At 69.2% G+C, this 20,774-nt stretch carries 18 protein-coding genes; 10 read left to right on the top strand and 8 right to left on the bottom strand.

All coding sequences use genetic code 11. The features are described 5' to 3' along the window. Positions 1-226: 226 nt before the first annotated feature. Genes HCC78_RS27800 through HCC78_RS27810 form a run of 3 tightly spaced genes read right to left on the bottom strand, consistent with a single transcriptional unit; the run spans position 227 to position 3,043 of the window. On the bottom strand, positions 227-1,102 hold the full coding sequence (locus HCC78_RS27800) for a DMT family transporter (RefSeq protein WP_172332013.1): 876 nt from the start codon (positions 1,100-1,102) through the stop codon (positions 227-229). A gap of 50 nt (positions 1,103-1,152) precedes the next feature. Beyond that, positions 1,153-2,145, bottom strand: a complete 993-nt coding sequence (gene pdxA, locus HCC78_RS27805) for a 4-hydroxythreonine-4-phosphate dehydrogenase PdxA (protein WP_172332014.1) — start codon at positions 2,143-2,145, stop codon at positions 1,153-1,155. A 4-nt stretch (positions 2,146-2,149) separates the two neighbouring features. Further along, positions 2,150-3,043 (bottom strand): dihydrodipicolinate synthase family protein, encoded by an 894-nt coding sequence (locus HCC78_RS27810; protein ID WP_172332015.1) that lies wholly within the window; start codon positions 3,041-3,043, stop codon positions 2,150-2,152. A 261-nt stretch (positions 3,044-3,304) separates the two neighbouring features. On the opposite strand from HCC78_RS27810, the gene HCC78_RS27815 reads away from it, so the two are divergent. The 7 genes from HCC78_RS27815 to HCC78_RS27845 all read left to right on the top strand — a co-directional run bounded on the left by HCC78_RS27815 (position 3,305) and on the right by HCC78_RS27845 (position 10,227). Beyond that, the gene (locus HCC78_RS27815) at positions 3,305-4,429 is read left to right on the top strand and encodes an iron-containing alcohol dehydrogenase (RefSeq protein WP_172332016.1); all 1,125 of its coding nucleotides are present in this window, start codon (positions 3,305-3,307) and stop codon (positions 4,427-4,429) included. Positions 4,430-4,434: 5 nt separating this feature from the next. Next, positions 4,435-5,457: a four-carbon acid sugar kinase family protein gene (locus tag HCC78_RS27820; protein WP_172332017.1), complete on the top strand. Its 1,023-nt coding sequence runs from the start codon at positions 4,435-4,437 to the stop codon at positions 5,455-5,457. A 330-nt stretch (positions 5,458-5,787) separates the two neighbouring features. Next, positions 5,788-6,804, top strand: coding sequence for an extracellular solute-binding protein (locus tag HCC78_RS27825; protein ID WP_172332018.1), 1,017 nt, complete (start codon positions 5,788-5,790; stop codon positions 6,802-6,804). Between the two features lie 19 nt (positions 6,805-6,823). Next, on the top strand, positions 6,824-7,915 hold the full coding sequence (locus HCC78_RS27830) for an ABC transporter ATP-binding protein (protein WP_172332019.1): 1,092 nt from the start codon (positions 6,824-6,826) through the stop codon (positions 7,913-7,915). Beyond that, positions 7,912-8,769 carry an ABC transporter permease gene (locus HCC78_RS27835; RefSeq protein ID WP_172332020.1) on the top strand — a complete coding sequence of 286 codons (858 nt, stop codon included), beginning with the start codon at positions 7,912-7,914 and terminating at the stop codon, positions 8,767-8,769. Before HCC78_RS27830 ends, HCC78_RS27835 begins: the two co-directional genes overlap by 4 nt. Continuing rightward, positions 8,766-9,563: an ABC transporter permease gene (locus tag HCC78_RS34085; protein WP_172332021.1), complete on the top strand. Its 798-nt coding sequence runs from the start codon at positions 8,766-8,768 to the stop codon at positions 9,561-9,563. The genes HCC78_RS27835 and HCC78_RS34085 overlap by 4 nt, the downstream gene beginning before the upstream one ends. 16 nt (positions 9,564-9,579) lie before the next feature. Continuing rightward, the gene (locus tag HCC78_RS27845; protein WP_172332022.1) at positions 9,580-10,227 is read left to right on the top strand and encodes a DUF1028 domain-containing protein; all 648 of its coding nucleotides are present in this window, start codon (positions 9,580-9,582) and stop codon (positions 10,225-10,227) included. Between the two features lie 16 nt (positions 10,228-10,243). On the opposite strand, the gene HCC78_RS27850 is transcribed toward HCC78_RS27845, so the two are convergent. Further along, a complete protein-coding gene (locus HCC78_RS27850; protein ID WP_172332023.1) occupies positions 10,244-11,458 on the bottom strand; it encodes a M20/M25/M40 family metallo-hydrolase in 1,215 nt (404 codons plus the stop codon). A gap of 2 nt (positions 11,459-11,460) precedes the next feature. Further along, positions 11,461-12,966, bottom strand: coding sequence for a 4-hydroxyphenylacetate 3-hydroxylase family protein (locus HCC78_RS27855; RefSeq protein WP_172332024.1), 1,506 nt, complete (start codon positions 12,964-12,966; stop codon positions 11,461-11,463). 128 nt (positions 12,967-13,094) lie between these two features. Between HCC78_RS27855 and HCC78_RS27860 the strand changes: the two genes are divergently transcribed. After that, entirely contained in the window at positions 13,095-13,610 is a 516-nt protein-coding gene (locus HCC78_RS27860) for a flavin reductase (RefSeq protein WP_172332025.1), read from the top strand. A 37-nt stretch (positions 13,611-13,647) separates the two neighbouring features. Here HCC78_RS27860 and HCC78_RS27865 read toward each other — a convergent pair whose 3' ends face one another. From HCC78_RS27865 to HCC78_RS27875, 3 genes are all read right to left on the bottom strand, one after another. Further along, positions 13,648-14,439, bottom strand: coding sequence for a class II aldolase/adducin family protein (locus HCC78_RS27865; RefSeq protein ID WP_253949397.1), 792 nt, complete (start codon positions 14,437-14,439; stop codon positions 13,648-13,650). A 32-nt stretch (positions 14,440-14,471) separates the two neighbouring features. Beyond that, complete coding sequence (locus tag HCC78_RS27870; RefSeq protein ID WP_172332026.1) at positions 14,472-15,785, bottom strand: NtaA/DmoA family FMN-dependent monooxygenase; 1,314 nt, start codon at positions 15,783-15,785, stop codon at positions 14,472-14,474. Between the two features lie 98 nt (positions 15,786-15,883). Beyond that, positions 15,884-16,525 (bottom strand): GntR family transcriptional regulator, encoded by a 642-nt coding sequence (locus HCC78_RS27875; RefSeq protein WP_172332027.1) that lies wholly within the window; start codon positions 16,523-16,525, stop codon positions 15,884-15,886. A gap of 209 nt (positions 16,526-16,734) precedes the next feature. On the opposite strand from HCC78_RS27875, the gene argE reads away from it, so the two are divergent. Next, entirely contained in the window at positions 16,735-17,898 is a 1,164-nt protein-coding gene (gene argE / locus HCC78_RS27880) for an acetylornithine deacetylase (RefSeq protein WP_172332028.1), read from the top strand. A 28-nt stretch (positions 17,899-17,926) separates the two neighbouring features. Then, positions 17,927-19,261: an LLM class flavin-dependent oxidoreductase gene (locus HCC78_RS27885; RefSeq protein WP_172332029.1), complete on the top strand. Its 1,335-nt coding sequence runs from the start codon at positions 17,927-17,929 to the stop codon at positions 19,259-19,261. The last annotated feature ends 1,513 nt before the right edge of the window (positions 19,262-20,774 follow it).

The raw sequence follows: 20,774 nt of genomic DNA on the forward strand, positions 1-20,774 counted from the left end.
CCGCCAGGACCGGAAGCCCAAGGCACGAAACAGCAGCCCCGCAAAGCAGGACACCACGGAATGTCATAAGTTTTCCTCCCAAAATGCCGGCAGCGGTTCAGCTTGGCGCCTGCCGGGCGCGCCTGTCCCGTCCCTGCCCGCATGCGCCTTCGGCGTCTTGGCGGCCGGAAACGGTCCGTTCCTCCGGGGCTCTAGGCCCCGCTGTTGGTTCCGGAGCGGCTCCGGATCAGCCGCGGCTGGGCAGGCCCCGGCGCGGCCGCGCGGCCAGCGACAGGACCATGACCGCGGCGAAGACCATCGCCCCGCCGATGAAGGTGGCCAGCGGCGGCATCTCCGCGAAGACCACCCAGGCCGCGAGCGCGACGAAGGGCAGCCGCAGGAAATCGACCGGCGCTACCAGCGAGGCATCGGCGAGCTGCAGCGCGCGGGTGACCCCCAGCTGGCAGGCCGTTCCGATCGCCCCCTGCGCCGCCAGGAGCGCCCATTGCTCCGGCGTCGGCCAGACCCACACGGCGGCCGCCGGCAGCAGCGCCAGCGGCACCGAGACGATCAGGTTCCAGGCCACCAGCGTCAGCGCCCCGTCGGCGCGGCCCATGACCTTCAGCATCAGCTGGATCGAGGCGGTGAGCACCGCCGATCCAAGCGCCAGCATCAGCGCGAGGCCCTGCGCCTCGCCGAGCGCCGGACCGAGGATCACCACGATCCCGGCAAAGCCCAGCACCAGCCCCGCGCCGCGCAGCGAATCCGGCGCCTCGCTGAGCAGCGCCCAGGCCCCGAGCGCCACGAAGAGCGGCGAAGCGAAGCCGATCGCCGTGACCGTGGCCAGCGGCGCCCGCTGCAGCGCCGCGAAGAGCAGCACCAGCGACATCAGCTTGAGGCCCGCGCGCAGCACATGGCTCCAGCGCGCCTGGGTCCTGAGCAGCCCCGGCCGGGCCGCCAGGAGCGGCGCCAGCGCCAGCACGCCGAACAGCGCGCGGGTGAAGCCGATCTGCATTGCCGGGATATCCCCGGCCAGAAGCCGCACGATCACGGAATCCGCCGCACCGCCGATGGTGACCGCGACCATGATCAGGAGACCCGCCCGCGCCTGCGCTTGCGTCATTCATTTTCCTCCCCCCGGATTCCGGAGCTCCTCCTGCCCCGGTCTCCCTGTCATGCCGGTTCGGCGGCCCTGGCTGCAACCAGCTTTCCGGCATAGCCGAGCGCGGCGAGCATGTTGACGTGGTTCGCCCGGCCTGTGCCAGCGATGTCGAAGGCGGTGCCGTGATCCACCGAGCAGCGGTCGATCGGCAGGCCGAGCGAGACATTCACCGCGGTGTCGAAGGCGATCAGCTTGATCGGGATGTGCCCCTGGTCGTGATACTGCGCAATCACCAGGTCGAAGGCGCCCGTGTGCGCGCGGTAATAGACCGTGTCGGCCGGCACGGGTCCGGTCACGTCGATCCCTTCGGCGCGGGCCTGCGCCACCGCGGGCGCGATGCGGGTGTCGTCCTCGGTCCCGAAGAGCCCGTTCTCGCCGCAATGCGGGTTGATGCCGGCCACAGCGATCCTAGGACTTGCCACGCCCATGCGGCGGAAATGCCGGTAGCCCATGCGTATCGTCTCCAGCACCCGCTCGGTCGTAGCCCGCTCGATCGCGTCGCGCAGGCTGACATGGGTGGAAACATGCAGCACGTTCAGCGTCGGCGAGGCCAGCAGCATCCAGGAAGATTTCTGTCCCGTCAGATGCGCCAGCATCCCGGTATGGCCGTCATGATGGTGCCCGGCTGCGTTCAGCGCCGCCTTGTTGATCGGCGCGGTCACGATCATCGCCGCCGCGCCCGCCGTCGTCAGCTCGACCGCGCGCCTGATGTAACGGAAGGAGGCCTCGCCGCAGGCCGGGCTGAGCACGCCGAATTCCCCCGGCAGGCCCTCGACCGGCACGTCGATCACGCCGAGCGATCCCGGCGCAGCGGCGGCGCCATGCTCATGCAGGCCGAGCGCGGCGCCGGTCGAGGCGAGGGCCCGCTCCAGCGTGGCCCGGTCGCCGATCACCGCATATCCGGCGCGCTGGGACGGGTGCAGGTCGGCCATCGCCTTGACCGTCACCTCGGCGCCGACGCCGGAGGGATCGCCCATGGTGATCACGATCGGACATTGGGTCATCGGTTCAGGCCTCCGCCATCAGGTCGTATTTCCCCAGAACCGCCTCGATGGCGCGGTCCTGGGCGGGATCGGGCAGCAGCGCCGGCTGGCGCGAGGCGCCGACCGACGGGTCCATCAGCCAGAGCGCGCGCTTGACCAGCGCGGGCGGATAGCCGAGCCCGTAGAGATCGCGCCGGAACGATCCATAGATCTCCTGCGCGGCTTTCGCGCCGGCCATGTCGCCGCGGTTGAAGCATCCGGCAATCTGCGCCAGCACATGCGGCATCACGTTGCCGAGGCCGGAAATGCAGCCCGCCGCGCCGTTTTCCAGCGCCCAGAGCACCAGATGGTCGGGCCCCGACCAGACGCCGAAATCCTCCGCCTCGCGCGAAACCTGAAGATAGGCCTCCAGCGTCTCCTGCGCGCCGCCCGAGTCCTTGATGCCCTTGATGTTGCCATGGCCAGCGAGGCGGCGGGCGGTGTCCGGCTCCACATGGTTCTGGGTCCGCGCCGGAATGTCATAGAGATAGACCGGCCGGTCGACCGCATCGGCGACCGAGCAGAAATGGCGGTAGAGCCCGTCCTGCGTGCAATCGATGAAGAAGGGCGTGATCACCGCGATCCCGTCGACGCCGATCCGCGCGAAATCGCGCGCCAGCATCGCGGTCTCGTAGGTCGCGGGCATGCCGGCATTGACGAAGACCTTGGCGCGGCCGGCGGCCTCGTCGACCACCTCGGCGGTCAGCCGGACCTTCTCGTCATAGGTCAGCGCGGTGAAATCGCCGTTGGTCCCGGCGCACATGATGTTGTTGCCCGCCTCGACCTGGCGGCGCACCTGCGCGCGGGTCGCCGCATAGTTGACGCTTTCATCCTCGTGAAAGCACGTCACCACCGCGACGAAGGCCTCTTTCTCGGTCATGCGTTCCTCCCGCTCCGTTCGACCCCAGCATCCGCAATAGTTGCAAACCTGTCAACCACCAGTTTTTGGCCCGCATCGCGCCCGGCTATATCGAGTTTTATATAGTTATTACAGTGGTATTCAGGTCATTCCGTCGTGCAATTCCCCCTGTGGAGCACAAATTTTCCGCGACTCGTAATTTGACGAGTTGACAACTTTCCGGCGGCAGCCCTACCCTACGGACAAAACAGCGCAAGCCGCGACATTCCCGGGAGGACCGCCATGCTCACCCTGACAGACCCCATCGAAATGCAGCGTCCGCCGGTGCTCCGGTTCGGCGACGGCACCCTCGGGGGGCTTGCCGCCTGGGCCGAGTCGCAGGGCTGCCGCCGCCCCTTCGTCGTCGCGGATCCGGTCAATGCCGCGCGGCTCGGCCTGCTTGGCCTCGGCGAGCCCGCCTGCTTCGGCACGGTGGAACCCGAACCGTCCGTGCCCAACCTGATGGCCGCCGTTGCCGCCGCCACCGAGGCCGGGGCCGACCTGGTGATCGGATTCGGCGGCGGATCGGCGATGGATCTCGCGAAGCTGGTCGCGGTGATGGCGGGCCGCAATGTCAGCCTCGCCGAAATTTCCGGACCGAACCGCGCGCCGCCGCGGCAGGTCGCACTCGCCCAGGTGCCGACCACCGCCGGCACCGGCTCCGAAGTCGGAACGCGCGCCCTGGTCACCGATCCCGGAAGCCTCGCCAAGATCGCCACCGAAAGCCGCCACATGCTGGCCGACATCGCCATCGTCGATCCGGTCCTGACCCATACCGTGCCGCCGCACATCACCGCCGCGACCGGGGTCGACGCGATGGCGCATTGCGTCGAGGCGCTGACCTCGAAACGCGCCCATCCGGTGATCGACGCCTATGCGCTGCAGGGGATCGCGCTGGTCGGCAAGTACCTTGCCCGCGCAGTCGAAGACGGCAGCGATGCCGAGGCCCGGGCCGGCATGGCGCTGGCGGCGCTCTATGGCGGGGTCTGCCTCGGGCCGGTGAACACCACGGCGGGGCATGCCGTCTCCTATCCGCTCGGCACGCGCTACAAGATGGCCCACGGGCTGGCGAACGCCTTGATCTTCCCGCACACGCTGGCCGTGAATGCGCCTGCCGAAAGCGAGAAGACGGCAGCCGTCGGCACGGCGCTCGGCTTCGCGGCGGGCAGCGCGGAAGCCGTGCGGGAGGGTGCGCTCGACTTCTGCCGCGGGCTCGGCATCGAGATGTCGCTGCGCGCCCATGGCGTGGCGGAGTCCGATCTGGGGCCGATGGCCGGGGAGGCGCATGCCATCCGCCGCCTGCTCGACTGGAACCCGGTAGACCTGTCGGAAGGCGACATCCGCGGCCTCTACGAAGCGGCCTACTGAGCGCCATGCCCCGGCTGATCCTGGTCGCTGACGACCTGACCGGCGCGCTCGACAGCGCCGTTGCCTTCGCCGCGCGCGGCATGGAGACCCTCGTGGCGCGCGGCCTCGCGGCCGTTCCGGCCGCCCTGGCCGCCGGTCCGGAGCTGCTCGCGGTCTCCACCGGCACGCGGGAGGTACCCGCGGCGGAGGCAAGGGCGCTCCATGAGCGGCTGCGCGCGCTTCTGCCGGCCGGGGACGCGATCTTGTTCAAGAAGGTCGACAGCCGGCTGAAGGGCAACATCGCCGCCGAGCTGGACGGCCTGCTCGGCGGCGATCCACGGCCGGTCTTCGCGTGCCCCGCCCTGCCGCGGCTCGGCCGTTTCGTGGCCGGCGGCGCCTTGCAGGGGGCTGCAGTGCCCGAGCCGGTCCCGGTGGCGCCGCGGCTCGGCCGTCCCGCCGCCATTCCCGACATCGCCAGCGAGGCCGATCTCGACGCCGCGCTGCCCCGCGATCTGGCCGGGCATGTCTTTGCCGGCGCCTCCGGCCTGGCCGAGGCCCTGGCGCGGCGGCTGCTTCCCGGCACCCGGCCGCGCCCCGCCGCGCCGCTGGAGCAGCCGCTGCTGATGGCGATCGGATCGCGCGATCCGGTGACGCTGGCCCAGCTCGACGCGTTGGAACCGGCGCGGATCCATGCCGCCCCGAACGGCGCGGTGCCTTCCCTGCCGCCCGGAGCCTGCCGCATTGTGCGGCTGACGCCGGGCAGCTGCGACGAGGCACCGGCCACGGTCTCGGCGCGCTTCGCCGCGGAACTCGCCCGCCTGGTGGCGGCCGCCCTGCCCGCGAGCCTGCTGGCCTGCGGCGGCGAGACGGCGGATGCGCTGCTGGAGCAGCTCGGTGCCGGGCTGCTGAGGCTGGAGGGCGAACTTGCGCCCGGCATCCCGTCCGCACGGCTGGCCGATGGCGTCCCGGGGCTGCGGATCGCAACGAAATCCGGCGGCTTCGGCACGCCGGACACGCTGCTCGGCCTGATCGGCGCAGCCCGGGTCTGACGGGACGGCCGGTCCGCCGCGCCGGATGCCGGCTCTTGCGCCCTGCTCCGCCGCCATGGCCCCCTCATCGCAATGCAGGCGTGCCTGATCGGATCGCGCGGGCCTGCCGCAGGTGGTGCAGGCATCCGGCATGGCGGGCGCGGCCCGGCCATTGGGCGGAGCGCAGAGTTCAGGCCCGGAATGCGGTGCCGGAACCGGTGAAAGATTGACCAAATCCTGCATCGCTGCTGAATTTTTCTGCCTCGCTGCATCCTTCGGTAGAGCATTCGTTGACAAGGACCGCTGCGCTCTGTGCTCTGTATGCAGTATTCTAGCCCCCGGAGTTGCGCCATGCCCGTCCCCGTCACCCGCCGCACCCTGCTCGCCGCGACTGCCGCTCTCGGCCTGTCCGGCCTGCCCGCCCTCGCCCAGGACCAGAGCATCACCATCATGATCTGGGGCACCACCTGGCAGACCGCCTTCGAGAAGATCGCCGCAAACTTCACCGAGGAAACCGGCATACGCGTCCAGCTGATGCCGCAGTCGAACAGCGGCGAGTCGCTGGCCAAGCTGCAGGCGAACCGCGCCGCGCCGGGCGTCGATGTCTGGTTCACCACCTCCTCGGTCGCCAACCGCGCGGTCAAGGATACCGGGCTGTTCGCGCAGATCCCGGTCGACGAGCTGACCTACAAGGACGACATGGTCGACGGCTCCTACAATGCCGGCTGGGTCGGCGCCTACGCCTATCCGCTGGGCATCGTCTGGCGTCCCGACATGGTCGACGGCGACATCACCTCCTGGGAGGATCTCTGGAAGCCGGAATTCGAGAATTCCATCGCGGTGCCGACCCCGGCCACCTACCAGGGCCGCATCGTCCTGGTCGCGGCCGAGCTGGCCGGGGGCTCGATCGACAATGTGGAGCCGGGCATCGAGAAGCTGAAGGAGCTCGAGCCCAACGTCGCCTTCTGGTACAGCTCCGACGCCCAGGCCCGCCAGGCGCTGGCCAATGGCGAGATCAGCGTGCTCGTCTCGCCGCCCTCGGGCGCCAAGACCGTGCGCAACGAGGGCGTCGAGGTGAAGATGGTCTCCCCCGCTCCCGCGCCGATGACCTATGACGTCATGACCATCGTGCGGAACGGCCAGGAGGACCTGGCGGCGAAATTCATCGATTTCGCGACCAGCCCCGAGGCCCAGCAGATCATCGCCACCGGCAACCAGAACATGCCGGTCAACACCAAGGCCTCCGTCCCGCCTGAGCTGGCGCCGCAATATGCCAAGCCCGAGGACACCCGCACCTATGACGAGGACAAGGTGAACGCCGAATACGACAGCTGGAACGAGAAATTCCAGATGACGGTCTCGCAGTAAGGCCAGCGCCAAATTGGCCATGCAGCACGTCCCCGACATCGACGCGCAGGAGCGGGCGACCGCCCTGCGCATTTCCGGCCTGAAGAAGTCCTTCGGCGACACGCTGGCGGTCAAGGGCGTCTCGCTCGACCTTGCCGAAGGCGGCATCCTGGCACTGCTCGGCCCCTCGGGCTGCGGCAAGACGACGATCCTGCGGATGATCGCGGGCTTTGCCGAGCCCGACAGCGGCACGATAACGCTGAACGGCCGCGACATCACCCGGCTGGCGCCCGAGAAGCGAAATGCCGCGATGGTGTTCCAGTCCTATGCGCTGTTCCCGCACATGACCGTCGCCGAGAACGTGGGCTACGGGCTGAAGATCCGCCGCATTGCCCGCGGCGAGCGCGAAACCCGCGTCTGGGACGCGCTGAAGCTGGTGCGGCTCGACCAGTTCGCCCGCCGCTATCCGTCCGAGCTCTCCGGCGGCCAGCAGCAGCGCACTGCGCTGGCGCGCGCCATCGCCACCCGGCCCGACCTGCTGCTCCTCGACGAACCCTTCGGCGCGCTCGACCAGAACCTGCGCGAGGCCATGCAGATCGAGCTGCGGAAGCTGCAGGAAAGCCTCGGCCTCGCCACGGTGATCGTCACCCATGACCAGCAGGAGGCGATGATCCTCGCCGACCGCATCGCCGTCGTCCATGACGGTCGGATCGAGCAGCTTTCGCCGCCCGCCGAGCTCTACGACCATCCGCGCACGCGCTTCGTCGCGGAGTTCATGGGGGTCGAGAACATCCTCGATGCATCGCTGTCCGACGGCGCGCTGCGCATTGCGGGATCGGCAATCGCGCTGGAGCGGCCCCCGGCCGGAGCGCTGCCCGGCCAGACCGGCACCTGCCAGATCGCGCTGCGCGCCGAGGCGGTGACGCTGGCCCGTCCCGGCAGCGGCGGGATCGGCGGCACCATCGGCTACCGCACCAACCTGGGCGGACGCGTGCTCTACGAGGTCAGCCTGGCCGACGGCCAGGTGGTGAAGGTTTCCGAGGCCCGCGCCCCCGGCCTGCCCACCCGTCCGGTCGGCCAGCAGGTCGCGCTGGTCCCGGGCGGCATCACCGTGCTGGAGGCGGCGGCATGAAACCGGTCCCGGTCCTGTGGCTGATCTGGCCGCTTCTGGTCGTGCTGGGGCTGTTCTTCGCGGCACTGCTGCGCTTCGCCGATACCAGCCTGCTGCACCAGATCCCCGGCACCGCCATGTTCGAGGGCCCCCGTTCGCTGGGCAACTATGCCGACACCTTCGCGTCGCCGCTGGCGCGCAAGGCGCTCTGGGACACACTGGTCATGTCCCTGCAGATCACCGGCGCGGCGGTGATCCTGGGATATCCGCTGGCCTACCTGATGGCGCGCTCGCCGTCGAAAGTCCTGCGCAACGCGATCTTCTTCGTGCTCATCGTCACCTTCCTGTCGGGTGGCATCACCCGCGCCTATGCCTGGATGCTGGTTCTGGGCAGCAACGGTCCCGTCAACGGGCTGCTGCGCGAACTCGGCCTGCCGACGGTCCGCATGGTCAACAACCGCACCGGCGTGGTGCTGTCGATCGTGCATTTCGTGCTGCCCTTCTTCGTGTTGACGCTGCTGGGCGCGATCCGCAACATTCCCGCCTCGCTCGAAGAGGCCGCGCGCAGCCACGGCGCCAGCCGCTGGGCCGCCTTCCGGGACGTGACCCTGCCGCTCAGCGTTCCCGGCCTCGTCAGCGCCTCGCTGCTGGCCTTCACGCTGGCGATCAGCTCCTTCCTCTTCCCGCTGCTCCTGGGCGGCGGCCGGGTGCAGATGTTCGCCAACCTCATCTACGACAAGATCCAGAGCAGCTTCGACATGCCCGCCGCCTCCGCCATGGCGATGATCTTCCTGGTCTTCGCGCTCCTGCCGATCCTCGCGCTGAACCTCATCCGCGGATCGCTGTCGCGCCGCTTCGGGGGGACGCGCCGGTGACCTCCCGCCCATATTCTCCGCTCCTGGCCTTCGCCGCCGCGCTGGTGCTGGTCTTCCTCGTCGTGCCGACTCTGGTGATCCTCTATTCGGCGCTCAGTCCCTCGGCACGGGTCCAGTTCCCGCCCGAGGCGCTGACGCTGAAATGGTTCGGCAACTTCTTCGAGAACCGGCAGTTCCGCGACGCGCTGGTCAACAGCCTGCTGGTGACCGCGCTGGTCACGCCGCTGACGCTGGCCATCGCGGTGCCCTGCTCGCTGGCGATCGTGCGACGCCGCTTTCCCGGGCGCGGACTGCTCAGCGCGCTGGCGCTCTCGCCCCTGGCCGTGCCCGGCGTGGTGATCGGCGTGGCGTTCCTCAACTTCTTCGCCTGGACCGGGCTCTATTCCGGATTCTGGAAGATCGCCTTCGCGCTCGTCGTCATCACCCTGCCCTTTGCCATCCGCGCGCTGGTGGCCACGCTGGAGGGGCTCGACCTCGCGCTCGAAGAGGCCGCGCGGAACCTCGGCGCCTCGCGCTTCCAGACCTTCCTGACCGTGACCCTGCCCCAGCTGCGCTCGGGCATGCTGGCGGGCGGCATCTTCGTCTTCGTTGAGGCGATCGACAACTTCTCCACCGTGGTGTTCCTGACCGACATGAAAACCAACGTCCTGTCGGTGCAGGCCTATTCCTACATCCGCGACTTCAACGACCCGACGGTCTCGGCCATGGCCGCGATCCTGATCCTGCAGAGCGTGGTGCTCGTCTTCCTGCTGCAGCGCTTCGCCGGGTTCGAGAAGGTGATCGGCGGCAAGTGACTCCGGAGCTTCGGACATGACCTATTCCATCATCGGCCTCTGCCCCGATACCGGCATGATCGGAGGGGCGATCACCACGTCGAGCCCCGCGGTCGGCGCGCGCTGCCTGTTCGTCGAGGCGGGGTACGGCGCGGCGCTCAGCCAGTACTGGACCGATCCGCGGCTGGGCCGCGACGCGCTGGGGCTGATGGTCGGCGGGCTTGCCCCCGACGCCGCGCTCGGCGAACTGATGCAGCGGCCCTATGCCGAGGTCCGCCAGCTCGCGGCACTGTCGCCGGACGGGCGGGCAGCCCATGCCACGGGCACGCAGGTGGCAGGGGCCGTGTCCTGCGCCACCGGGCCGGGCTGCGTGGCGATCGGCAACATCCTGGCAAGCGAGGCGGTGGCCGATGCCATGGTCGCGGCCTTCGCCGCTGCACCGGCAGACGGTCCCGTTCCTCTGGCTGGGCGGCTGCTGGCGGCGCTGCGGGCGGGGGATGCCGCCGGGGGCGAAGTGAAGCAGGTGAGCTCCGCCGCGCTGAAGATCGCCGACGCGCAGAGCTTCCCGCTGGCGGATCTGCGGATCGACCATGACGCCGATCCGATCGTGGCACTGGAGCGGCTCTGGGCGCTCTACGCCCCGGATGTCCGCGCCTACGAGAAGCGCGCGCTGGCGCCGTTCTGAGCGGCGCCCGTCCGGTTCAGGCCAGCGCCATGTCCGGCGCGGAGGCAAGCTGCGCGATCAGCGCCGCTAAGAGCGTGGCACGTTCCGCCAGGGAGGCGATCACGATCCGTTCCCGCCGCGAGCAGGTGTCGAAACAGACCGGGCCCAGCCCGTCCAGGGTCGGCACGCCGAGTGCCGCGCCGAAGCTGCCGTCCGAACCGCCGCGGGTGACCACCGCGCCGATCTCCAGCCCCAGCGCACGGGCCTCGGCGGAATAGAGGCCGAAGAGCCCCTGCCCCATCTGCGGCGGAAAGGCCGGCCGGGTGACCCCGCCCGCAACGTCGAAGCGGACCTGCGGATTGGCGTCTGCAGCCGCCGCAACCAGCGCCTTGACCGCTGCGGCCAGAGCGTCGGCCGCCTCCTGGCCGGGCGCGCGCAGATCGACATGCATCTCGGCCGTTTCCGGCACAACCTGCCGCGCCGCGCCCGAGCGCAGAACGCCGACCGACGCGCCGTCGAGCGCGCTCACCTCAACGGCGAGCGCCGCCATCGGCACCAGCGCCGAGATTCCCTCCTCCGGGTTGACGCCGACATGGGCGGTGCGGCCCCGCGCCGTGACCACCATGGCGCCGACCGCGCCGCGTCCCATCACCACCTCGCCGCCAGGGCGGGAGGGTTCCAGAACCAGAACCGCGCGGCTCCGCGCGGCCTCGGCCTCGATCTCGGCCCGCGATCCGGGCGAGCCCAGCTCCTCGTCCGGAACCAGCATGACGGCGATCTCCGACGGCAGGCCCGTCCCGTTCTCCAGCAGCCCGGCCACCGCAAGCCAGGCCATCGCGAGCCCGCCCTTCATGTCGCCGACCCCCGGCCCCGAGGCCATGCCGGCGCCATCCTCGGCATAGTCCCACCCGGCGCTGTCAGCAGCCGACCAGACCGTGTCGAGATGCCCGAGGATCAGGATGCGGCCCCCCCGCTCCCCGGGAAACTGCCGCGACAGCCGGCGGATGCAGCCGCGCCCCGGCACCGGCAGCGGCGCGTCGGCAAAGCCAAGCGCCTGCCATTCGGTGGCCAGCCGGTCACCCAGGGCATCGACATCGGCCGCCTCGTAGCTGCCCGAAGGCATGCCGACCAGCGTCCGCAGCAGGTCCCGCGCGCGCGGCTCCAGCGCGGCGATCCGGTCCGCGAGGCCGGGCGCGAAAGCCTCCGCCGGGCCGTCCGTGCGCGCGGCCTCCAGATAGCTCTGATCCGCCATGCTCACCGCCCCGCCATTGCCGCGACCGGCGCGGGCACAGATGCGCCGGCGGTCTCCTCGGCGTCGCCGATCCCGGCCCATTTCATCGCCATCCGCAACGCGTCGTCGCGGTCATAGGTGGCGTAAAGCGCCGCTTCCTGCGCAAAGACCGGCGTCTCGGCGAACAGCTGGTAGGCCTGGGTCCGCCCGGCATAGGCGGAACCGGTCAGCTCTCGCGCGAGATGCATCGCCTGGATCCGCTCGCGCGCAGCAAAGCCCCCGCCAGCGAAGAACTTCTCGATGTCGGCGCGGGTCTCCGGCCCGTCCAGCATCGCCTCGTCGGGCAGCATCACCGGCTGGCCGCCGACAATCTCGCGCAGCAGCTGCACCATGTGGTGGTAGCTCTGCGAGCAGAAGATGCGTCCGGCGTTCTGGATCGCCTGGTCCGGCATGGTGAAGCCGCCCGGCGACGGCTTGCAGGCAGCCTCCGAGCCGATGACGAAGGCCTCGATCGCCTGCTTGTGCATCATCAGCTGGGCGATCTTGGAACGCACCGGCGGGATCTTGTCGGTGCCGGAATGCTGCGCCACCAGCAGCGCCGCGCCGACCAGCAGCTCGGCCTTCGACAGGCAGCGCACCAGATAGCCCTGCGCCGCCCAGCGGGAGAATTCCGACCGCATCATCGCCGCCATCTTCGGCTGGCGGCAGAACAGGACGTCCTCCCAGGGCACGAAGACATGGTCGAAGACCATCAGCGTGTCGAGCTCGTCGAACCGGCCCGAGAGCGGATGGTCGTAGCCGCTGGCCGCGGCCGCGCCGCCCGCGGTCAACGGCATCCGGCAATGCATGCGCACGCCCGGCGCGTTCAGCGGCACGATGGCGGCAACGGCGAAATCGGCATTGGCGTCGATCCAGTTGCCGACCGTCGGCTTGACCAGCGCGACATGGGCATAGGGCGCGCCGGTCTCGAATTTCGCCCCCGAGATGACGATGCCGCCGGCACGCTCCTCGACCACGCGCAGGTACATATCCGGATCGGGCTGCTCATGCGGCTGGAGCGAGCGGTCGCCCTTGGGATCGGTATTGCCCGAGGTCATGAACAGGTTCTCGCGCTGCAGGCGGTCCAGCCAGCGCGCGGCATTGGCGGCATAGCGCGGATCGAAGCTGTCGCAGATGTCCTTGCGGTCGACCATGACGAAGAGCGGGGTGACCGTCTCGTCGCCGAACCGGTCCATAGTCGGCGAGACATGGCCGAGGATCGCCGAGGTCATCTTGCGCCGCTGCATCAGATCCTCGGGCGTTTCGGGGATCTTGTAGAAGCGCGAGCCACGGATGCCGTCGGGCCGCTGGTAGGTCAGCAGGTCTTCGAAGTCCGGGTTTGCCTGCATGTCGTAGATCTGCGCCACCGCCTCGGTCATCGGCGCAAGGGCGGGATGCTCGGCCACCTTGGCGACCTTGCGGCCGCTGACCCAGACCTGCCGCCCGTCATCCAGGCTTTCGATATATTGCGCGCGCGTCATCAGCCCCATGACATACCCTTTGACAGTTGCGGTAAGCGGCCAGCATTGACCTCTCACGCAGATTGCTGCATGCTGTATACAGAAGGCAAGCCCTTTTGCCGGGGCAGCCGGTTTTCCCGCCGCCGAGGAGCTGTCCCATGTGCGATGCCGCGCGAATTCGCCCAGATGTTGACCAGACGCTGTTCCGCGAGGCGATGTCCCGCATCGCGGCGGCCGTCCATGTCATCACTTCCGACGGACCGGCGGGACCGGTCGGCTTCACCGCCTCGGCGGTCTGCTCGGTCTCCGATGCGCCGCCGACGCTTCTGGCGTGCATGAACCGCTCCAGCCGCCAGAACGCCGCCCTGCACGCGAACGGCGTGCTCTGCGTCAACACGCTCTGCCCCGGCTCGCAGCATCTGGCCGAGCTGTTCTCGGGACAGGCCGGCATCGCGCATGGCGCGCGTTTCGGCCATGCCGCCCACCGCCCCGGCGTCACCGGCGCGCCGCTGCTGGAAGAGGCCGCGATGAGCCTCGAGGGCAGGATCGCGGCCGTTCAGGCCTCCGGCAGCCATGACGTGTTCTTCGTCGAGCTCGACGCGATCCACGGACCGCGCGACCGCGACGCGCTGCTCTACTTCTCGCGCCGCTATCACGGCCTGCCCGCCGCCTGAACGGAAACGGGGCGCCCCCGAGGACGCCCCGCCGATGTCACTGGTCGTAGCCCGGATTGTGCCGGTCGAGCAGCCGCAGCATCGCGGGCCAGCCGCGCAGGCCGGTCTTGTCGGGGTCGAAGGCCGAGGCATACTGCCCGGCAGTGTGCTTCTGCACCTCGACCGGCGGCGTGACGATCTTGCCGCCCGAGGCCATCACGTCCATCTGCACCTTGGCCGCCTGCTCCAGATAGTAGAACAGGTAGAACGCCCCCGGCACCGTGCGCCCGGCGGTCAGCATGCCGTGATTGCGCAGCACCAGCGTGTGCGAGCTGCCCAGATCCGCCACCAGCCGCTCCTGCTCCGCGAGGTCGAGCGCGATGCCCTCGTAATCGTGGTAGCGGACCAGTTCCGAGAACTCGAGCGCGAACTGGTTGATCGGCAGCAGACCCTCCGCGAGGCAGCTCAGCGCCACCCCGGCCCGGGTATGGGTGTGGATCACGCAGTCGACATCGGGCCGAGCGGCGTGGATCGCCGAATGGATCACGAAGCCCGCGGCATTGACCGCCGTCACCCCGTCGACCGGCAGGCCGGTGTGGTCGACCTTGACCAGGGACGAGGCCGTGACCTCCTCGAACATCATGCCGAACGGGTTGATCAGGTACTCGTCCGGGCTGCCGGGAACCCGCACCGTCGCATGGCCATAGACCGTGTCCGCCATGCCGAAATGCGCCAGCAGCCGGTAGCAGGCGGCCAGGTCGACCCGCGCCTTCCACTCCGTGTCGCAGCTGTACTCTGGCGGCGGCGGGTCCTTCAGGACCGTGTCCGCGCCGGTGTCCATGTCTTCCATGATGTGTCTCCTTGCCGGAATGCGGCCGGGTCTCAGCCCGGATCGCGCAGGTTTTCGCGCAGCGTCCGCCCGGCATAGCCGCGCCGGAACAGACCGCGTTTCTGAAGTTCAGGAACGAGGAGCCGCGCGACATCCTCGAACGTGCCCGGATAGACGGTCGGCGGCAGCACGAAGCCGTCGCAGGCCCCCGAAACCAGCCAGTCCTCCATCACATCGGCGATCCCGGCGGCCGTGCCGGTGAACAGGTCGCGCGGGCGGCGCACCGTCTCGGCGAAGCTGCGGCCGCTGGCGGCGACGGTCTGGGACATGCGGTCGAGCGTGCCCTGCACCCCCTGGCTGCCCACCAGTTCCGGCGCGGCGGCTTCCTCGCGCAGCTTGCGGTCCAGATCGATCCCCATCAGCGAGGAGTTCGAGGCCAGCACCAGCTCCGGATCGACGAGGCTGTCGAGATAGGCGGCCCGGTCGCGGGCGATCGCCTCGGTTTCGCCCAGCACCAGCGACATCGACACCAGCACCTTGCAGTCCCCCGGCGCGCGGCCATGCGCTCCCATCCGCTCGTGCAGGTCTGCGCGGAACTCCGCCCCCGCCTCCTTGGTTGCGGGCGAGGCGAAGACCAGTTCGGCCCAACGCGCGGCGAAGACGCGGCCGCGCGGCGAGGACCCGGCCTGCATCAGCACCGGATGGCCCTGCGGGCTGCGCGGGATGCCGAGCGGCCCCCGGACCCGGACGAAGGGGCCGTCATGGTTAACCGCCCGGATCCGAGACGTGTCGGCGAAGACGCCGCGATCGCGGTCCATCACCAGAGCCTCGGCGTCCCAGCTGTCCCAGAGCTTGGTGCAGGCCTCCAGCACGTCATCTGCCCGGTCGTAGCGGGTCTCCTTGTCCGGCATCGCCGGCAGCCCGAAGTTCCGCGCCTCGCAATCCATGGTCGAGGAGACGATGTTCCAGGCCGCGCGCCCGCCCGAGACAAGGTCCAGAGAGCCGAGGCTGCGCGCCAGGTGATAGGGCTCGTTGAAGGTGGTCGACAGGGTGGCGCCCAGCCCCAGCCGCGAGGTGGCCGCCGCCATGATCGGCAGGGCGATCATCGGATCGAGCAGGCTGGCCTGCCCGCCCCGGCCGATGTAGTCGTCGATCCGCCCCTTGTAGAGATCGGGCAGCGCGAGGTTGTCGGCGAAGAAGCCGGCATCGAAGCAGGCGCCCTCCAGCAGCCGCGCCAGCGACTGGTAACGTTCCGGAGACCAGACGTCGTCCAGCGGCGCGGCCGGATGGCGCCAGCCCCCGGCATAGCTGGCGGTGGAATTGGTGCGCAGATAGGCGACCAGATGCATCTTGGGGCGCCGCGTCATGGCAGTCCTCCGCTCTGGCCCGGCAAGCGGGCACTCGGTAAGCGTCCGGACCCGGCACATCCGGATCCGGCTTGGCGGGCGGAGAGAGCGGCGGCGGCCTAGCGGCTTGCCTTCAGGCTCTCGTAGGCCCGTTCGATATGCTGGCGCAGCGCCGTCTCGGCCCGGTCGGGATCGCGGGCCGCGATGGCCTCGGCAATCCCGCGGTGCTCGCGCCCGGCGCGGCGGCTGGCCTCCTCGTCGAGCCGGGACAGCCGGTCCGCGTCGAGGAAGAATTCCTGGTACTGCGCGACCATCGCGACCAGCCGCGGATTGCGCGACATCTCGCGGATCAGGTCATGGAAGCGCGCGTTGTTGGCCGAGCGGCCCTCGGCATCGGCGATCTCCATCGCCTCGCGCTCCTCGACCAGCCCGAAAAGCTGCGCCAGCTCCTCTTTGGTCGCGCGCAGGGCCGCAAGGCGGATCGCCACGCATTCGAGCCCCACGCGGATCGCATGGATGTCGTCGCGCTCGCTTTCGACATCCGCCACTTCGACGCCGCCCTTCGACAGCGGCGTCAGCAGTCCGTCGCCGGCCAGGCGCGACAGCGCCTCGCGCAGCGGCGTGCGGCTCGCGCCCAGCATCTCGGCCAGCTCCACCTCGCGCAGCCGCGTGCCGGCGGCGATCTGCCCGCCGATGATGGCGCTGCGCAAGTTGCGGTAGATCTGCTCGGCCAGCGATATGCCCCTCTGGGCCGGCTTCATGCCTCCGCCCGCTATCTCCATGCGCTCATCCGCCCCCTGCCGTACCGCCCCTTGATTTTCTGTATACAGCATGCATTGCTGCGGGGAGCTGTCAAGACCCGGCCCGCAGGCAGCCTCTCCGAAGCAGCGGACCGCATGCGGAATGACCGAACCATGAGCATATTCACCACCTTTCCCCCTTCCCTTCCGGCGGCTTCGCCGGAGCGGACATGACCGGCACGCTGGCCTGGCTCGAGCGGCTGGTGGCAGAACCCACGCTCAGCCCTGCCCCGAACCTTGCGCTCATAGCCGGCCTCTGCGCGCGGCTGGAAGCCGCCGGAGCCGAGTGCACCCTGTTCCCCGACGCGACCGGCACCAAGGCCAACCTGCTGGCGCGGCTCGGCCCGGACCGCCGCGACGGGCTGGTGCTGTCGGGACATCTCGATGTCGTGCCGGCCGAAGGACAGGACTGGTCGGTCGCGCCCTTCGCCGCGACCCGCCGCGGCAGCCGCATCCATGGCCGCGGCACCACCGACATGAAGGGTTTCGTCGCCTGCGCGCTGTCCCTGGCCGAACGGCTGGAGCCGGACCGGCTGGAACGCCCGCTATGGCTGGCCCTGTCCCATGACGAAGAGACCGGCTGCCGCGGCGTGCCCTCGATGATCGCGGGCATGGCCGCGCGCGGCCTGCGCCCCGATCTGGTGCTGGTCGGCGAGGCGACCTCGATGCAGATCGGGCTGGGCCACAAGGGCAAGATGAGCCTGACGGTGACCTGCCGCGGAGAGCCCCGCCATTCCTCCGAGGCACCTCTGGCGCTGAACGCGCTGCATCTGGCGGGCGATTTCCTCGCCGGGCTCCGGCGGCTGCAGGACGAGCTTGCCGCGACCGGTCCGCAGGAAGCAGGCTATTCGGTGCCCTACACGACGCTGCATGCCGGCCGCATGACCGGCGGCACCATCGTCAACATGGTCCCGGAGACAGCCGAGATCCTGATGGAGGCCCGCCCGGTCGGCGCCGAGGATATCGCCATGCTGGCCGCACGCATCCGCGCCGTCGCGGCCGAGGCGGCCCGCCCCTTCTCCGGACGGTTCCCCGGCGAGCGGATCACGGTCCAGGAAACCGGCCGCTATCCCGGGCTGTCGATGCCGGAGGACCTGCCCGCCGTTGCCCTACTGCGGGAGTGCCTGCCCGCTGCGACCGGGACCTGCCGGCTCAGCTACGGCACCGAGGCCGGACTCTATGCCGAGGGCCTAGGCGCGCCCGCCCTGGTCTGCGGTCCCGGCCACATCGCCCAGGCCCACCGCCCGGACGAGTTCATAGACCTGTCCCAGCTCGATGCCTGCGACCGGATGCTCGACGCGCTGGCCAAGCGTGCCTGCGGCGCCGCCGCCTGACCTGCCCCCTCCCGACAAGGACCGACACATGACCCGCAAACAGCTTGCCATCGGCACCCTGATCGATGCCTACGGGCTCCACCCCGCCTCCTGGCGCACCGAAGAGGCCGTTCCGGGCGCCCCCACCGACATCACGCATTTCAAGCGGATCGCGCAGCTCTGCGAGACGGGGAAGTTCGACTTCCTGTTCCTCGCCGACACGCCCGCCGCGCGCACCTCGGATCTTGAGATCTGGGCGCGCTCGCCGATGTACATGAACCAGCTGGAGCCGATCACGCTGCTGACCGCGCTGGCCGGCGCCACCGAGAAGCTCGGCCTGGCCGCGACAGCCTCGACCAGCTTCTACGAACCCTACAACCTCGCCCGGCTCTTCGCTTCGCTCGACCATATATCAGGCGGCCGCGCGGGCTGGAACGTGGTCACCTCGGCCAATGACTATGCCGCGCGCAATTTCGGCGCGGACCGCCTGCCCCCGCATGACCGGCGCTATGCCAAGGCGGCCGAGTTCCACGGCGTCGTCACAGCGCTCTGGGACAGCTGGGAGGACGATGCCTTCGTCTATGACAAGGAGGGCGGCCTGAATTTCCGCCCCGGGGCGCAACACGCGCTCGACCATGACGGCGAGTTCTTCCGCATCCATGGCGCGCTAAACATCGCCCGCCCACCGCAGGGCCATCCGGTGATCCTCCAGGCGGGCGCCTCCGAGGCCGGAAAGGAGATGGCCGCCCGCACCGCCGAGGCGGTCTTCGGCGTCGCCACGGAAATCGACGCCGCCATCGCGTTCTACGGCGACCTCAAGGGGCGCATGCCGGCCTACGGGCGCGACCCCGACCACCTGAAGGTGCTGGCAGGCGCGACCATTGTCGTCGGCGACAGCGCAGCGGAGGCCAGGGCGCGGTTCGACCGTTGGCAGTCGCTGATCCATCCCGATGTCGGGCTGATGCGCATCCGTCAGGACATCGAGGCCGATCTGTCCGACCTGCCTCTGGACGAGCCGGTCCCCGAGGACCGCATCCCTTCGGAGGCCCGCCACCACCGCGCCTATTTCGACGAGATCGCCGGGATGATCCGGCGCAGCCTGACCTTGCGGCAGATCTGCCAGCAATACACCCGCTCCAAAGTGACGCTGTTCGGCTCGCCCGCGGAGATCGCCGACGTCATGCAGGAATGGCTGGAGCGCGGGGCCTGCGACGGCTTCATGCTCACCTTCCCGGTTCTGCCCTCGACCCTTGCCGATTTCGTGGACCGCGTCGTCCCAGTCCTGCAGGCCCGCGGCCTGTTCCGGGAGGACTACAGCGGCACGACGCTGCGCGATCATCTCGGCCTGCCCCGCCCCGCGAACCGGCATTCCATGGCCGGTTGACCTATGGCCGGGGTGCCGCACCGGACGAACCGCCGGGGCATGGCGTGCATCTGTGCCTGCCGGTTCGGCCGGGCCCCCGGCTGCGCGCATCTTTCTATTGACTTGCAGACTGTCCCAGTCCCGATGGCCATTTTTCTGGGCATTGCGTCACTGGGCCATACGCCAATCCACTGCGGTTGTTTGCTGATTTTGGCCGCTTTACCGCCGCCGGATGACCGGTTCTTATATGTCCGATAATTAACAAATTGCGCAAGCTCGGCGCGCTGGTGATGCCGGATGGCGGTATCCCTGCGGTTCCTAGATTGGACTTGTTCGGCAATCTGCAGCCAAGGCAACGCGCATTCGATCTAATTTCTGCAAACAGTCGGCGCGCGCCCGCGTTTGCGCACTTCCTGCTCCGCCCACATTTTCCCCCACTTGCCGGAGACGAAGGCCCCCTACCCTAGGCCCTGGACATTGCTCTCCCTGCCCCGGCAACGGGAAGGCAGAAGACGAAAGGAGATGAAGCAAGACACTGGCAAGCGAACACGGCCCACACTCCAGCAAGGCAAATCAGGTCCGCTGGCTGCGCGCTCAATCAGGTGGGCTGGCGAACCGCGGAGAGAAACGGCTAGCGCTTTCCCGCATCGGGACGGAACGGAGACCACATGCGCCACAGCCAAACCGAACGCACGACGAACCGATTGCACGACCGGCCAAGATGAGCGCAAGAGGACCCAGCCGATACGGTCCAGCCGTCATCGTCTGCCGGGCAGGCAGTTATGCCTGCGCCAAGCCCTCGTTGGTCGGCTTGACCCTAACCGGCCTGGCAGTCCTCGTCCCACACGAGTCCGGCTCTCTAACTTTGGACCACCGCAGGACAGCTCGGCTCCCGGGTCTCGTCGCCTAAGCTCGAATTCCGGTCGTCTTTACAGGTTGTCTCCGGCCTCCTTACCGGAGCCGCTCTTCGGGAAAAGCCGACAAATCTGCCAGCCCCATCGGCAACCAGTTGCAACCGTCCGGGCATCTCTTCGGGCCTGAACGTTTCACACGGCTCATCACCTGCATGTCGGCAAGTCAGCGCTCCGGCACACCGGTGACAGCGACGCTCTCCGGGCATGCGCTCTCCCAAAACTTTTCTCGTTCCAGCACAATCCCGGCTCTTGGCGCAGCCAGCGAACGAACCTCCTTTATCGCGCGTGCAAAATTCACCTCAAAATGCCCAGACGAAATCTGCCCAGCGGAGACGCAAGCGTCACGACGCGGCTCCGCCGCCTGGACAAGCCGTGACATGGCTCAAAGAACAGTGAGGTGGTCCCTATTTCCCGGACAGTTTCTCGGCGGCGCTAAGCTTGCCTGTTGATCATGCCGCCGCCTTCATGCCGGGGCCCTCGTGGGCCTCGACGGGTGTCCGTCCTCCGATCGCCGAGTGCGGGCGCACGGTGTTGCAGAGTGAGGCGTCGAACGCGATCCGTCCGAGAGAGATGCCGAACGATCCACCTGCCGATCCCCGTGCGGGCTTCGGACCCGGTCT

The sequence above is a fragment of the Mangrovicoccus sp. HB161399 genome, from assembly GCF_013184745.1.
Lineage (GTDB): Bacteria > Pseudomonadota > Alphaproteobacteria > Rhodobacterales > Rhodobacteraceae > Mangrovicoccus.